The sequence below is a fragment of the Streptomyces sp. NPDC006235 genome, assembly GCF_040613735.1.
Classification (GTDB): domain Bacteria; phylum Actinomycetota; class Actinomycetes; order Streptomycetales; family Streptomycetaceae; genus Streptomyces.
In genome coordinates this window covers 138,770-151,325 of sequence record NZ_JBEXSR010000011.1, presented here as the reverse complement: position 1 = coordinate 151,325, position 12,556 = coordinate 138,770, and the positions used below count along the sequence as shown (strand labels likewise).

The 12,556-nt window shown below is 69.7% G+C and carries 13 protein-coding genes; 8 read left to right on the top strand and 5 right to left on the bottom strand.

The window, feature by feature from the left end; genetic code table 11:
- Window positions 1–37 precede the first annotated feature (37 nt).
- From rplM to glmM, 3 genes are all read left to right on the top strand, one after another.
- Window positions 38–481, top strand: coding sequence for a 50S ribosomal protein L13 (gene rplM, locus ABZ192_RS16190; RefSeq protein WP_010036634.1), 444 nt, complete (start codon window positions 38–40; stop codon window positions 479–481).
- A gap of 42 nt (window positions 482–523) precedes the next feature.
- Window positions 524–1,036: a 30S ribosomal protein S9 gene (gene rpsI / locus ABZ192_RS16185; protein WP_356925149.1), complete on the top strand. Its 513-nt coding sequence runs from the start codon at window positions 524–526 to the stop codon at window positions 1,034–1,036.
- 174 nt (window positions 1,037–1,210) lie between these two features.
- Entirely contained in the window at window positions 1,211–2,569 is a 1,359-nt protein-coding gene (gene glmM, locus ABZ192_RS16180) for a phosphoglucosamine mutase (RefSeq protein WP_356925148.1), read from the top strand.
- A gap of 124 nt (window positions 2,570–2,693) precedes the next feature.
- Here glmM and ABZ192_RS16175 read toward each other — a convergent pair whose 3' ends face one another.
- The gene (locus ABZ192_RS16175) at window positions 2,694–3,626 is read right to left on the bottom strand and encodes a DUF389 domain-containing protein (protein ID WP_356925147.1); all 933 of its coding nucleotides are present in this window, start codon (window positions 3,624–3,626) and stop codon (window positions 2,694–2,696) included.
- A gap of 32 nt (window positions 3,627–3,658) precedes the next feature.
- Window positions 3,659–4,648, bottom strand: coding sequence for a type I pantothenate kinase (coaA, locus tag ABZ192_RS16170; RefSeq protein WP_356925146.1), 990 nt, complete (start codon window positions 4,646–4,648; stop codon window positions 3,659–3,661).
- Window positions 4,649–4,821: 173 nt separating this feature from the next.
- Between coaA and ABZ192_RS16165 the strand changes: the two genes are divergently transcribed.
- The 3 genes from ABZ192_RS16165 (at window position 4,822) to glmS (ending at window position 8,631) form a co-directional block, all read left to right on the top strand.
- Complete coding sequence (locus ABZ192_RS16165; protein WP_356925145.1) at window positions 4,822–5,835, top strand: ATP-binding cassette domain-containing protein; 1,014 nt, start codon at window positions 4,822–4,824, stop codon at window positions 5,833–5,835.
- Window positions 5,832–6,641 (top strand): ABC transporter permease, encoded by an 810-nt coding sequence (locus ABZ192_RS16160; protein WP_356925144.1) that lies wholly within the window; start codon window positions 5,832–5,834, stop codon window positions 6,639–6,641. The genes ABZ192_RS16165 and ABZ192_RS16160 overlap by 4 nt, the downstream gene beginning before the upstream one ends.
- Window positions 6,642–6,783: 142 nt before the next feature.
- Complete coding sequence (gene glmS, locus ABZ192_RS16155) at window positions 6,784–8,631, top strand: glutamine--fructose-6-phosphate transaminase (isomerizing) (RefSeq protein WP_356925143.1); 1,848 nt, start codon at window positions 6,784–6,786, stop codon at window positions 8,629–8,631.
- Between the two features lie 58 nt (window positions 8,632–8,689).
- On the opposite strand, the gene ABZ192_RS16150 is transcribed toward glmS, so the two are convergent.
- Together ABZ192_RS16150 and ABZ192_RS16145 are read right to left on the bottom strand one after the other, a co-directional pair.
- Window positions 8,690–9,037 carry a hypothetical protein gene (locus tag ABZ192_RS16150; RefSeq protein WP_086565406.1) on the bottom strand — a complete coding sequence of 116 codons (348 nt, stop codon included), beginning with the start codon at window positions 9,035–9,037 and terminating at the stop codon, window positions 8,690–8,692.
- A 93-nt stretch (window positions 9,038–9,130) separates the two neighbouring features.
- The gene (locus tag ABZ192_RS16145) at window positions 9,131–9,796 is read right to left on the bottom strand and encodes an ankyrin repeat domain-containing protein (RefSeq protein ID WP_356925142.1); all 666 of its coding nucleotides are present in this window, start codon (window positions 9,794–9,796) and stop codon (window positions 9,131–9,133) included.
- Between the two features lie 65 nt (window positions 9,797–9,861).
- Here ABZ192_RS16145 and ABZ192_RS16140 point away from each other — a divergent pair, with 65 nt between their 5' ends.
- A complete protein-coding gene (locus ABZ192_RS16140; protein ID WP_150482540.1) occupies window positions 9,862–10,233 on the top strand; it encodes a holo-ACP synthase in 372 nt (123 codons plus the stop codon).
- A 44-nt stretch (window positions 10,234–10,277) separates the two neighbouring features.
- The gene (locus ABZ192_RS16135; RefSeq protein WP_356925141.1) at window positions 10,278–11,282 is read left to right on the top strand and encodes a BtrH N-terminal domain-containing protein; all 1,005 of its coding nucleotides are present in this window, start codon (window positions 10,278–10,280) and stop codon (window positions 11,280–11,282) included.
- 27 nt (window positions 11,283–11,309) lie between these two features.
- On the opposite strand, the gene ABZ192_RS16130 is transcribed toward ABZ192_RS16135, so the two are convergent.
- Window positions 11,310–12,464 (bottom strand): hypothetical protein, encoded by a 1,155-nt coding sequence (locus tag ABZ192_RS16130; protein WP_356925140.1) that lies wholly within the window; start codon window positions 12,462–12,464, stop codon window positions 11,310–11,312.
- Window positions 12,465–12,556 lie beyond the last annotated feature (92 nt).

Here is a 12,556-nt window from a genome sequence, read left to right as displayed (position 1 = left end):
GTTCAGGACCATTCACTCGAAGCGAAGGCTACGAACCGTGCGTACGTACAGCCCCAAGCCCGGCGATGTGACGCGCCAGTGGCACGTCATCGACGCCCAGGACGTTGTCCTGGGTCGTCTCGCCACCACCGCAGCGACCCTCCTCCGGGGCAAGCACAAGCCGATCTATGCGCCCCACGTCGACGCTGGTGACTTCGTCATCATCATCAACGCGGACAAGGTGCACCTGTCCGGCAACAAGCGGACCCAGAAGATGGCGTACCGCCACTCCGGCTACCCGGGTGGTCTGCGCTCCGTCCGTTACGACGAGCTGCTCGACAAGAACCCCGAGAAGGCCATCGAGAAGGCCGTCAAGGGCATGCTCCCCAAGAACACTCTGGGCCGTCAGATGCTCTCGAAGCTGAAGGTCTACAAGGGTGACCAGCACCCGCACGGCGCGCAGCAGCCGCAGCCGTACGAGATCACCCAGGTCGCGCAGTAAGTCCGGCCACCCCCTAAGACTGAAGAGAATCTGAGGAGAATCGTGGCCGAGACCACTGCCGAGCAGCCGCTCGAAGAGCTTGACATCGACAGCTACACCACCGAGTCCGAGGTGCCCGTCGAGGGCGAGTACACCTCGGAGTCCATGGCCTCCCGCTTCGGCGAGCCCCAGCCGGCCGCCGGCCTGGGCCGTCGCAAGAACGCCATCGCCCGCGTCCGGATCATCCCGGGCACCGGCAAGTGGAAGATCAACGGTCGCACCCTCGAGGACTACTTCCCGAACAAGGTGCACCAGCAGGAAGTCAACGAGCCCTTCAAGGTGCTCGAGCTCGAGGGCCGCTACGACGTCGTCGCCCGCATCGCCGGTGGCGGTGTCTCCGGCCAGGCCGGTGCGCTCCGTCTCGGTGTCGCCCGCGCGCTGAACGAGGCGGACGTCGACAACAACCGCGGCGCCCTCAAGAAGGCCGGTTTCCTCCGCCGCGACGACCGTGCGGTCGAGCGCAAGAAGGCCGGTCTGAAGAAGGCCCGCAAGGCCCCGCAGTACAGCAAGCGCTAATCGCGTCGCTGTCGTTGCGACTGTCTTCGCAACGTTGCGCCTGATTTCGCAACGATCGCCCCGGCGGCACGTTCTGTGCCGCCGGGGCGTTCCCGTACACAACCCCTGCGGATGTCGGACCGTCCCCGGGGATGTACTGGAGCCGCACTCTCTCGCAATTCGGAGGACACCACAGTGGGACGACTCTTCGGCACGGACGGCGTGCGCGGTGTCGCCAACGCGGACCTGACGGCGGAGATGGCCCTCGGCCTCTCCGTGGCCGCGGCGCACGTACTGGCCGAGGCGGGCACGTTCGAGGGACACCGGCCGACCGCAGTGGTCGGGCGGGATCCGCGTGCGTCCGGGGAGTTCCTGGAGGCCGCCGTGGTCGCGGGCCTCGCCAGCGCCGGCGTGGACGTCCTGCGGGTCGGCGTGCTGCCGACGCCGGCGGTGGCGTACCTGACCGGCGAGCTCGGCGCCGACCTCGGTGTGATGCTCTCCGCGAGCCACAATGCCATGCCCGACAACGGCATCAAGTTCTTCGCCCGCGGCGGGCACAAGCTCGCCGACGAGCTGGAGGACCGGATCGAGTCCGTCTACGAGGAGCACCGCACCGGCGCCCCGTGGGACCGGCCGACCGGGGCCGGAGTGGGCCGCGTGCGCGACTCCGAGGAGGGCGCCGACCGGTACGTCGAGCATCTGCTGCGCGTTCTGCCGAACCGGCTCGACGGGCTGAAGGTCGTCCTCGACGAGGCGCACGGTGCCGCCTCGCGGGTCTCGCCCGAGGTGTTCCAGCGGGCCGGTGCCGAGGTCGTCACGATCGGGGCCGAGCCGGACGGGCTCAACATCAACGACGGGTGCGGCTCCACGCACCTGGACAAGATCAAGGCCGCCGTCGTCGAGCACGGGGCCGACCTGGGCATCGCGCACGACGGGGACGCCGACCGGTGCCTCGCCGTGGACCACACCGGCGAGGAGGTGGACGGCGACCAGATCCTGGCCGTGCTCGCCCTGGCCATGCGCGAGGCCTCCACCCTGCGGTCCGACACGGTCGTGGCGACGGTGATGTCCAACCTCGGCTTCAAGCTCGCCATGGAGCGCGAGGGCATCCGGCTCGTGCAGACCGCCGTGGGCGACCGGTACGTGCTGGAGGAGATGAAGGAGCACGGGTTCGCCCTCGGGGGCGAGCAGTCCGGCCACGTGATCATCCTCGACCACGCGACGACGGGCGACGGCACGCTGACGGGGCTGCTGCTGGCGGCGCGGGTCGCGCAGAGCGGGCGTCCGCTGCGGGAGCTGGCGTCGGTGATGGAGCGGCTGCCGCAGGTGCTGATCAATGTGCGGGACGTCGACAAGTCCCGGGTGACGACGTCGGCCGAGCTGTCCTCGGCGGTTGCCGACGCGGAGCGGGAGCTGGGCGCCACCGGGCGGGTGTTGTTGCGCTCCTCGGGGACCGAGCCGTTGGTTCGCGTGATGGTGGAGGCGGCTGATATCGAGCAGGCTCGGGCCGTGGCGGGGCGGTTGGCCGATGTGGTGAAGTCCGCGCTGGGGTAGTTGGTCCTTGCAGGTAGGGGGTGGGGGTTCTGCTGGGTGCGGGCTGCGGGTTGTTCGTGGCTTGTCGCGCCCGCGCGGCGGAGCCGCACATGGATACAGCCCCGCGCCCCTGAGGACGCTGCCCCTACGGCGTTTTCTTGCGCTGCGTGGACCAGAGCCATTTCTGCACCAGCAGGGTCAGTGTGCCGGCGACGATGATGCCCAGGAGGTTCAGCAGGAGTTGCTCCGTGGAGCCCCAGGTCTGTTTCATGTCGCCGTAGCTCAGGGCCACGGCCGCGTTCGCGGCGGCCGGGACCGTGGTCACCGAGATGGCCACGCCCACCAGGGCACCCGACTTGCTGGATGTCAGGGAGAGCGTGCCGGCGATGCCGGCCAGGACCGCCACGACGAACGAGAACCAGTCGGGGGCGTAGATGAAGCCCGTGTTGGGGCGGTCGCCCATGAGCTTTCCCTCGCTGAACAGGTCGACCGCGTCCATGAAGAGGCTGAAGCCGACCGTCACCGCCATCGCCACCGCGAAGCCCACCAGGAGGGCGATCAGCGAGCGCAGGGCCAGGCGTCCCCTGCGGCGGACGATCGCGGTGCAGATGCCGGCGAGCGGGCCGAACTCCGGGCCCACCGCCATGGCGCCCACGATCAGGATCGCGTTGTCCAGGACCACGCCGCAGGCCGCGATCATCGTGGCGAGCGTGATGAACGCGAGGTACGTGGCTGAGAGGGTCGACTCCTCGTGCGTCGCTTCGGTCAGCTGCTCCCACAGGACCGCGTCCGCGCCCTCGCCGGGTGCGTCGGCCGCTGCCTGGTCGGCCCGCTCGGACAGCGACAGGTCGATGGCCTCGACGGCGATGGAGCCGCTCGTGTCGATGCCGAGCTCCCGCAGGCCGGTGAGCAGATCGTCGCCCGCCTCGCGTGCCACGTCACACATCACGACGTCCCCGGCGGGGTCGCGGGCGGTGTCCGGCAGTACGACGAGGTGGGTCGTGCCGACCGTCTTGTCGATCAGCCGCACCACGTCGTCGGTCTTCTCGGACGGTGTGATCAGGCGCAAGTGGAGCATGGCGGCTATCTAACCGGTCTTTCCCCCGGGCGTCACAGCTTGCGCAGGCTGAGGCGCTGCACCTTGTGGTCCGGGCCCTTGCGCAGGACGAGGGTGGCGCGGCCGCGGGTGGGGGCGATGTTCTCGACCAGGTTGGGCTGGTTGATCGTGCGCCACATCGTCCGGGCGTAGTCGAGGGCCTCCTCCTCCGAGACCTGGGTGTACTTGCGGAAGTACGAGGACGGGTTCTGGAAGGCGGTCGCGCGCAGCTTGCGGAAGCGGTTGAGGTACCAGCGCTCGATGTCCTCGACGCGGGCGTCGACGTACACGCTGAAGTCGAAGTAGTCGGCGAGGCCGACCCGGGTGCGGCCGTCCTTGCCCGGGAGGGCGGGCTGGAGGACGTTCAGGCCCTCGACGATCAGGATGTCGGGGCGGCGGACCGTGAGCTTCTTGTCGGGGACGATGTCGTAGATCAGGTGGGAGTAGACGGGGGCCGTGACCTCGTCCTTGCCGGCCTTGATGTCGGCGACGAAGCGGGTCAGCGCGCGGCGGTCGAAGGACTCGGGGAATCCTTTCCGCGACATCAGGCCGCGGGCCTGGAGCTCCTTGGTGGGCAGCAGGAAGCCGTCGGTGGTGACCAGTTCGACGCGCGGGTGCTCCGGCCAGCGCGAGAGCAGGGCCTGGAGGAGCCGGGCGACCGTCGACTTGCCCACGGCGACCGACCCGGCGACTCCTATGACGAACGGGGTGCCGGACTGGGAGCCCTGCTCGCCCAGGAACGTGTTGAGCGCGCCTCTGAGGCCGTCCGTGGCACCGACGTAGAGGTTGAGAAGTCTGGACAGCGGGAGGTAGATGTCCCGCACCTCGTCGAGGTCGATGACATCGCCGAGGCCGCGCAGCTTCTCGACCTCCTCGGCCGTCAGCGGCAGCGGCGTCTTGTCACGCAACGCGCTCCACTCGGCTCGGGTGAGGTCGACGTAGGGAGTCGCCTCCGGCCGCTGCCGGTGGGCGCTCCGGGGCATCGAGGAAGCCGGAGAGATCACAGTCCATTGTTACGGGCGTACGAACGGACGGTGAGGTGGGATCCGTCACGCAGCGTCCTCGGACCCTCTGATTTGGGAGAAAAGCGACCAAGGGGAGGAATGTCAGTGGCGTGCGTCACGGTTGTGGGAGAAATGGGCCCAGGCCGGGGTCCAGGAACGCCGAGGGGTGACCCATGACGTATGCGATAGAAGCGGAGGGCCTGGTCAAACGGTTCAAGGAGACCGAGGCGCTGGCCGGTGTCGACCTGGCGGCCCGCAAGGGCACGGTGCTCGGGCTGCTGGGGCCCAACGGCGCCGGGAAGACGACCGCGGTGCGGATCTTCGCGACGCTGTTGCGCCCGGACGGGGGCACGGCCCGGGTGGCCGGTCACGACGTGGTCCGCGAGGCCGGGGTCGTACGGGCCATGGTCGGGCTGACCGGGCAGTACGCGGCGGTCGACGAGAACCTGACCGGCACGGAGAATCTGCTGCTCATCGGCCGGCTGCTGGGCCTGCCGAGACGGGAGGCGAAGGCGCGGGCGGGGGAGCTGCTGGAGCGTTTCCAGCTGACGCACGCGGCCGGCCGGGCCGTGAAGACGTTCTCGGGAGGCATGCGCCGGCGCCTGGACCTCGCGGCCAGCCTGGTGGGGCGGCCCCGCATCCTCTTCCTCGACGAGCCGACCACGGGCCTCGACCCGCACAGCCGTGGTGAGCTGTGGGACATGGTGCGCGCCCTGGTCGCGGACGGTGCGACCGCCCTGCTGACCACGCAGTACCTGAACGAGGCCGATGTGCTCGCCGACGACATCGTGGTGATCGACAAGGGCCGGGTGATCGCCGAGGGCGCGCCGGACCAGCTGAAGGCCCAGGTCGGCGGCCAGGTGCTGGAGCTGCGGCCGATCCTCGGGCAGGACCTCGCGCGGGCGCACGCGCTGGTGGCCGGGGCCGCCGGCTCGGAGACGCGGATCGAGGGCGACAGGATCACCGCTCCGGTGAAGGACCCCGAGCTGATGCCTGCGGTCGTGCGCGCGCTGGACCGGGAGGGGATCGCGGTGGGCGAGCTGGCCCTGCGCCGCTCCTCGCTCGACGAGGTCTTCCTCGCCCTGACCGGCCACCGCGCCGAACCGGGCGAGCCCGAGCAGAACGGCGGCGCGGCAGTCCGGGACAAGGACGAGGGCGAGCTGGAGAAGGCGGTGAGCCGCTCATGACCGCCACCACCGTCACCGCGCCGGTCACCGCGGCGGGCCGCGTGCCGCCCCTCGCCGGGGTGCGGCAGACCTTCACGATGGCCTGGCGGAGCCTGGTCGCCGTCAAGCACAACCCGCTCGAACTGGTCGACTACAGCATCACGCCGATCATGTTCGTCTTCCTGTTCACCTACGTGCTGGGCGGGCAGATGGCCGGATCGCCCGACGCGTATCTGAAGTACGCGCTGCCCGGGATCATCGTGCAGAACACGCTGTTCATGACGATGTACACGGCCATGGCGCTCAACACCGACCTCACCAAGGGCGTCTTCGACCGGCTGCGCAGCCTGCCCATCGCGCGCTCCGCCCCGCTGATCGGGCGGATCACCGCCGACCTCGCGAAGCATGTCTGGGCGATGCTGCTGATGATCGGCCTCGGACTGGCCCTCGGCTTCCGCGTCACCGGCGGCTTCGGCGGGTTCCTGCTCGGCACGCTGCTGCTGGTGGTGTTCGCCGCGGCCGTGTCGTGGAGCGCCGTGCTGATCGGGATGCTGGCCGGTGACGCGGAGAAGGTGCAGGCGTTCGCCTTCACCCTCATCTTTCCGATCACCTTCACCAGCAGCGCCTTCGTGGTCGTCGACACCATGCCGGGCTGGCTCCAGGCGTGGAGCGACGTCAATCCGGTCACGCACCTGTCAGACGCCTTCCGCGGGCTGCTGCTCGGCGGGGCGGTGGCGGAGCCGGTGCTGTGGTCGCTGGTGTGGGCGGCGGGGATCGCGCTCGTGTTCTATCCGCTGGCGATGAGGGCGTATCGCGCGAAGGTGTGACGGCAGGGGGCGGATCTTCGCGGGTCTTCGCGAGTCTTGCGGGTCTTCGTCAGGGGGCAGGCCTTCGTACCCCGGTGGGAATTTCCGATTTCGGGCACGCAACGGCCGGTTCGGCGACGGAATGGACCCTAAGCTGCGGCCCATGTGTGGAATCGTGGGATACGTGGGGCCGCAGGCGGCGCTCGAGGTCGTGACGGCCGGCCTGAAGCGGCTGGAGTACCGGGGGTACGACTCGGCGGGCGTCGCCGTGCTGGCCGACGGCGGGCTGGCGACGGCCAAGAAGGCAGGCAAGCTCCTCAACCTGGAGAAGGAACTGGACGGCAGGCCGCTGCCGACGGGCACGACGGGCATCGGCCACACCCGGTGGGCCACACACGGCGGCCCGACCGACGCCAACGCCCACCCGCACATCGACAACGCGGGACGGGTAGCGGTCGTCCACAACGGCATCATCGAGAACTTCGCCCTGCTGCGGGCCGAGTTGGAGGAGCGCGGGCACGAGCTGACCTCCGAGACCGACACCGAGGTCGTCGCGCATCTGCTCGCCGAGGAGTTCTCGTCGTGCGCGGACCTCGCCGAGGCGATGCGGCTGGTGTGCCGGCGGCTGGAGGGTGCGTTCACGCTGGTCGCGGTGCACGCCGACGAGCCGGACGTGGTGGTGGGCGCGCGGCGGAACTCGCCGCTGGTGGTGGGCGTCGGCGAGGGCGAGGCCTTTCTCGCCTCGGACGTCGCCGCGTTCATCGCCCACACCCGGTCGGCGATCGAGCTGGGGCAGGACCAGGTGGTGGAGCTGCGCCGGGACGGCGTGACGGTGACAGGCTTCGACGGCCGCCCCGCCGACGTCCGCTCGTACCACGTCGACTGGGACGCGTCGGCCGCGGAAAAGGGGGGCTATGACTACTTCATGCTCAAGGAGATCGCCGAGCAGCCCAAGGCGGTCGCCGACACGCTGCTGGGCCGGATCGACGGCTCCGGGGCGCTGACCCTGGACGAGGTGCGGATCCCCGCGGGGGTGCTCCGGGAGATCGACAAGGTCGTCATCGTCGCGTGCGGTACGGCCTTCCACGCCGGGATGATCGCCAAGTACGCCATCGAGCACTGGACGCGCCTGCCGTGCGAGGTGGAACTGGCCAGTGAGTTCCGGTACCGGGACCCGATCCTGGACGCGCAGACGCTCGTCATCGCCATCTCCCAGTCCGGCGAGACCATGGACACGCTCATGGCGCTGCGGCACGCCCGCGAGCAGGGCTCCAAGGTGCTGGCGATCTGCAACACCAACGGCTCGACGATCCCGCGCGAGTCGGACGCGGCGCTGTACACGCACGCCGGTCCCGAGGTGGCCGTCGCCTCCACCAAGGCGTTCCTGACGCAGCTCGTCGCGTGTTACCTGGTCGCCCTGTATCTGGGCCAGGTGCGGGGCACCAAGTGGGGCGACGAGATCCGGGCGGTGATCCGCGACCTGTCCTCGATCTCCGGCGCGGTGGAGCAGGTGCTGGGCACGATGGAGCCGGTGCGGGAGCTGGCGCGCACGCTCGCCTCGAAGAACACGGTGCTGTTCCTCGGCCGCCATGTGGGGTATCCGGTGGCGCTGGAGGGCGCGCTGAAGCTCAAGGAACTGGCCTACATGCACGCCGAGGGGTTCGCGGCGGGGGAGCTGAAGCACGGGCCGATCGCCCTGATCGAGGACGATCTGCCCGTGGTCGTCGTGGTGCCGTCGCCGCGCGGGCGGTCCGTGCTGCACGACAAGATGGTGTCCAACATCCAGGAGATCCGGGCGCGGGGGGCGCGGACCATCGTCATCGCGGAGGACGGGGACGAGGCGGTGGCGCCGTACGCGGACCACTTGATCCGGGTGCCGGCCACGCCGACCCTGCTCCAGCCGCTCGTGACGGCGGTGCCGCTTCAAGTGTTCGCCTGCGAGCTGGCGACGGCTCGTGGGAACGAGGTGGACCAGCCCCGGAATCTGGCGAAGTCGGTGACGGTGGAGTAGCGCAGCGACAGAAAAGGGGCGAACGGACGGTCGCCGTTCGCCCCTGTGCAGCCGGCGACTACCAGTTGATGCAGGTCTTCGGGACCCAGCCGTTGACCTTGTCGCCGCCGTAGTACCACATGTTGCTCTTCTTGCCGCAGGCCGTGTACGAACCGCCCTTGTAGGCCTTGCCGTCGTTGCAGATCCCGCCGCGCTTGCCCTTGCCCCAGATGCCGAGGGCGGTGGCGGACGTCTTCGGCGAGGTCCGGACCTTGACGGTCTCCTTGGCCTTGACGTTGACGATCGCCTTGCTGCAGTCCTTCGGCGGGGCCGCGGCGGCGGTGCCGGCGGTCGCGACGGTGCCGGTGAGGGCAGTGGCGAAGAGAGCTATCGAAGTGGCCGCGGTTCCCAGCGACTTGAACTTCATGGTGGTGCGTTCCTCCCGTTGTGTGCGATGCCGTTTGCACATCGCGGTCATCGCGAACTGTACAAGGGGGAGGGGGAGTTCGAGATCGGGGGTTCAGTACGGGTAGCTCCAGGGCGGCGGCGGCTGGGGGCTGTAGGGGAGCTTGGTCCAGCCGTCGGGGGTCACCCGGTAGAAGTCCCCGTTGTCGCCGTCCATCCGCGAGCTGCCGTGCACGTGCACGACGTCCGCGTGGAGGCGGTAGTGGAAGCCGCCCATCATGCCGACCACCCGGAAGAAGATCCGCACGTCCAGACCCTCCGTCAAGGGGGACAGCGGTGGCAGGAGGTGCTCGATCTCGTCGAAGCAGCTGCCGGTGCGCTCCCGCAGCATCGCGTGGAAGTGGCGCTCCAACGCTTCGGAGGGAGCGGGGAGTTGCCGCACCGCGACCGGCTCCAGGAGCTCCAGCAGATGAGTGTGACCCCGCTCACGCGCGATGTCCACCGGGCGCCGTCCGTCCCGGGTGCGCTGCGTGCGCCAGGCGCCGTGCGCGATCAGCCGGGAGACGACCGCGATCGTGGCGCCGTGCCAGGCGGCCTGGTGCAGCGGGGCGAACCCGCTGCGGTTCCCGGGGCGGGCGAGATTGACCCGCTCGGGATGCTTCACCACCTCGTCGAACACGCCGTCCCAGTCGGCGTCCCGGGCCAGGTCCGAGAACCGGTCCCGTTCCTTCAGGTACCAGTCCCCGTAGCGCTCGCGGTCGGTGAGGCCGTCCCATTCCATGCCGATCATGCTAGTCACGCCGTCGAGGCCGAAGGCGGGGGGAGTCTCACCGTAGGGTGCTGCGCATGAGCATCATCGGGGTCGGGATCGACGTCGCCGAGATCGATCGGTTCGCGGCGTCGCTGGAGCGTACGCCCGCGTTGGCCGGACGGCTGTTCGTGGAGCGGGAGTTGTTGCTGCCCAGTGGGGAGCGCCGGGGGGTCGCCTCCCTGGCCGCACGGTTCGCCGCCAAGGAGGCCCTGGCGAAGGCGCTCGGTGCGCCGCCCGGGCTGCTGTGGACCGATGCCGAGGTGTGTGTCGAGGACAGCGGGCAGCCGTGGCTGCGGGTGACCGGGACCGTGGCCGCGCGGGCCGCCGAGCTCGGCGTGCGGTCCTGGCACCTGTCCCTGAGCCATGACGCGGGTGTCGCCTCGGCCGTTGTGATCGCTGAGGGCTGACAGGGGGCCGCGTCCCGTCCAGGAGGCGTCCAGAAGGGAAGGGCATGACCACGGTGAAGGGCGTCGACCCGCGCGGTACGCAGCACTGCGAGACGTCGGCTCTGGGTGTGCTGCTGCGGCACCAGGGGATCGACCTGTCCGAGCCCATGCTCTTCGGCCTCGGGTCCGGCCTGTCCTTCATCTACTGGGACAGCAAGAAGATGGACTTCCCCTTCCTCGGCGGGCGCGTCAAGCCCTTCGAACTCACCAGGAACCTGGCCGCCCGGCTGGGGCTGGAACTCGCGGTCCAGGAGACCGGCTCCGCCCGTAAGGCGTGGGAGAACGTGGCGACCGCCATCGACGCCGGACTGCCCGTCGGGCTCCAGCTCGACAGCTACCACCTGGACTACTTCACCTCGAAGGTGCACTTCGGCGGTCATGTCGTCGCCCTGTACGGCTACGACGAGCACGACGCCTACCTGGTGGACACCGACCAGCAGGGCGGCGCGGTGTCCACCAGCCTGAGCAGCCTCGCCCGGGCCCGGGCCGAGCGCGGGCCGATGACGGCCAGGCAGCGGTCCTTCACGCTCACCGCCGGCGGGAAGGCGCCCTCCTTGGAGAGTCGGATCATCCCGGCCGTCACCGCATGCGCCGACGCCTTCCTGAATCCGCCGATCGCCAACCTCGGTCATCGGGGCATCGAGAAGGCCGGCAAGCTCGTACCCGGCTGGCTCCGGCGCACCGACGACCCGCGGCGAGACCTGCCGCAGGCGGCCCTGCTGATGGAGAAGGCCGGCACCGGCGGCGCCCTGTTCCGGAACCTGTACCGCGACTTCCTCGCAGAATGCGCTCAGGTGGTCGACAGCGGCCATCTGCGCACCGGGCACGCGCTGTACTCGGAGGCGGCCGGGCTGTGGACGGACGTGGCCGCGCTCCTCACGAACGCCGGTGAGTCGGGCGATGAGCAGTGCCTCGTGGAGGCGGGTGCTGTTCTCGCCGATATCGCCCGTATCGAACGCGAAGCCATGGAGGCGCTGAGCCACCTCCGTGCCGAAGCCCCCGCCGGGTGACGGCGAGGGCTTCGCAGGGTGCGGGCGTCAGCAGATCGTCTGGCTGCTGTTCACCCGCGTGATGTTGCGGAACGTCGTGTTCTCACCACACGGGCTCTCCCTGATGGCCGAGTTGGTGACCGTCAGGTTCTGGATGGTGATGTCCTTGTTGTTCGGGAACTCCGAGCGGGCGGCCAGGCGCAGTTCGCCGCCGCCCGAGATCGTGCCGCTCTGCGCCGCGAGGTTGACGTTGTAGCAGTTCTCGATCAGGACCGAGTTGTTGCCGGTGTTGGAGATCGTCACCTTGTTGATCGTCGCCCCGCCGCTCTCCGAGACGCAGAACACCCCGCGGCCGCCGCCGCGCGCGATGACCTCGCCGACGCGGATGTTGGTCGGGTAGCCGCTGCCGACCCGGCCGTTGCGGTTGGCCATGCGGAAGGCGGCGTAGCCGGTGCCGGTGCCGGCGTTCTCCGCGTCCACCTTGGTGACGTTGGCGTTGATGGTCTGGTTGAGCAGCAGGCCGGACTCGCCCACGTTGCGGGCGGTGACGGTGCCGATGGTGATGCCGTCGACCCCGTAGGTCTCGACCGCGTGGCTGGACGCGCCGGAGACGTAGACGTTGTCGATGCGGACGTTGCGCGTCCACTGGCTGGTGTCGCCGCGGTTGTCGATGCGGACGCCCAGGCCGCGAGAGAGGCGCATGTCTATCTGGCCGAGCACGACGTTCTGGACGTTGCGCAGGAAAATGCCGTAGAGCGGGGTGCCGGTGAGCTTGAGGTTCTGGACCTCCACGTCGCGGGTGCCGCGGGAGTAGACCGGCGCCTGGTCGCCGGAGCCGCTGCCGGTGACGTTGATGGTGCCGCAGACGTCGAGGACGGTGTAGCTCGGGAGCGAGATGCGTGAGCCCGCCGAGATCGAGCCCGAGCCGCGGACCACGACCCGTTCCTTCGAGGTGCGACCGGAGCTGAGGCTGTTGACGGCCGCTTGGACGGCCGCGCGCATGTCGGTTCCGGTGTAGACCGTGCTGCCGCCGCGCCGGGCGGTCCAGTTGCTGCCGTTCTGTACGGCTTCGGCCTGGAAGGAGCCGTCTCCGCAGGCAGCCGCTCGCGTGGGGGCTGCGGTGGCGGGGGCGGTCAGGGTGCCGGCGGCGGTGAGGACGGCGGTGGCACCGGCGGCGGCGAGGAAGGCGACTCTGCGTCCCATGGGGGCCTCGGATTCGTCGAATGTGGGGGGTCTGCAAGCGCTTTCTGCACGGCCGGTGAGTCTGGCAAAGGGCAGGCAAAGCGTCAATGGAT

Bases quoted from the DNA above. Each gene is read 5' to 3' on its own strand.
- ABZ192_RS16160 (WP_356925144.1), top strand. From the start codon at position 5,832: ATGACCGCCACCACCGTCACCGCGCCGGTCACCGCGGCGGGCCGCGTG.
- ABZ192_RS16140 (WP_150482540.1), top strand. From the start codon at position 9,862: ATGAGCATCATCGGGGTCGGGATCGACGTCGCCGAGATCGATCGGTTC.
- ABZ192_RS16145 (WP_356925142.1), bottom strand. From the start codon at position 9,796: ATGGAATGGGACGGCCTCACCGACCGCGAGCGCTACGGGGACTGGTAC.
- glmS (WP_356925143.1), top strand. From the start codon at position 6,784: ATGTGTGGAATCGTGGGATACGTGGGGCCGCAGGCGGCGCTCGAGGTC.
- ABZ192_RS16175 (WP_356925147.1), bottom strand. From the start codon at position 3,626: ATGCTCCACTTGCGCCTGATCACACCGTCCGAGAAGACCGACGACGTG.
- ABZ192_RS16130 (WP_356925140.1), bottom strand. From the start codon at position 12,464: ATGGGACGCAGAGTCGCCTTCCTCGCCGCCGCCGGTGCCACCGCCGTC.
- ABZ192_RS16150 (WP_086565406.1), bottom strand. From the start codon at position 9,037: ATGAAGTTCAAGTCGCTGGGAACCGCGGCCACTTCGATAGCTCTCTTC.
- ABZ192_RS16135 (WP_356925141.1), top strand. From the start codon at position 10,278: ATGACCACGGTGAAGGGCGTCGACCCGCGCGGTACGCAGCACTGCGAG.
- ABZ192_RS16165 (WP_356925145.1), top strand. From the start codon at position 4,822: ATGACGTATGCGATAGAAGCGGAGGGCCTGGTCAAACGGTTCAAGGAG.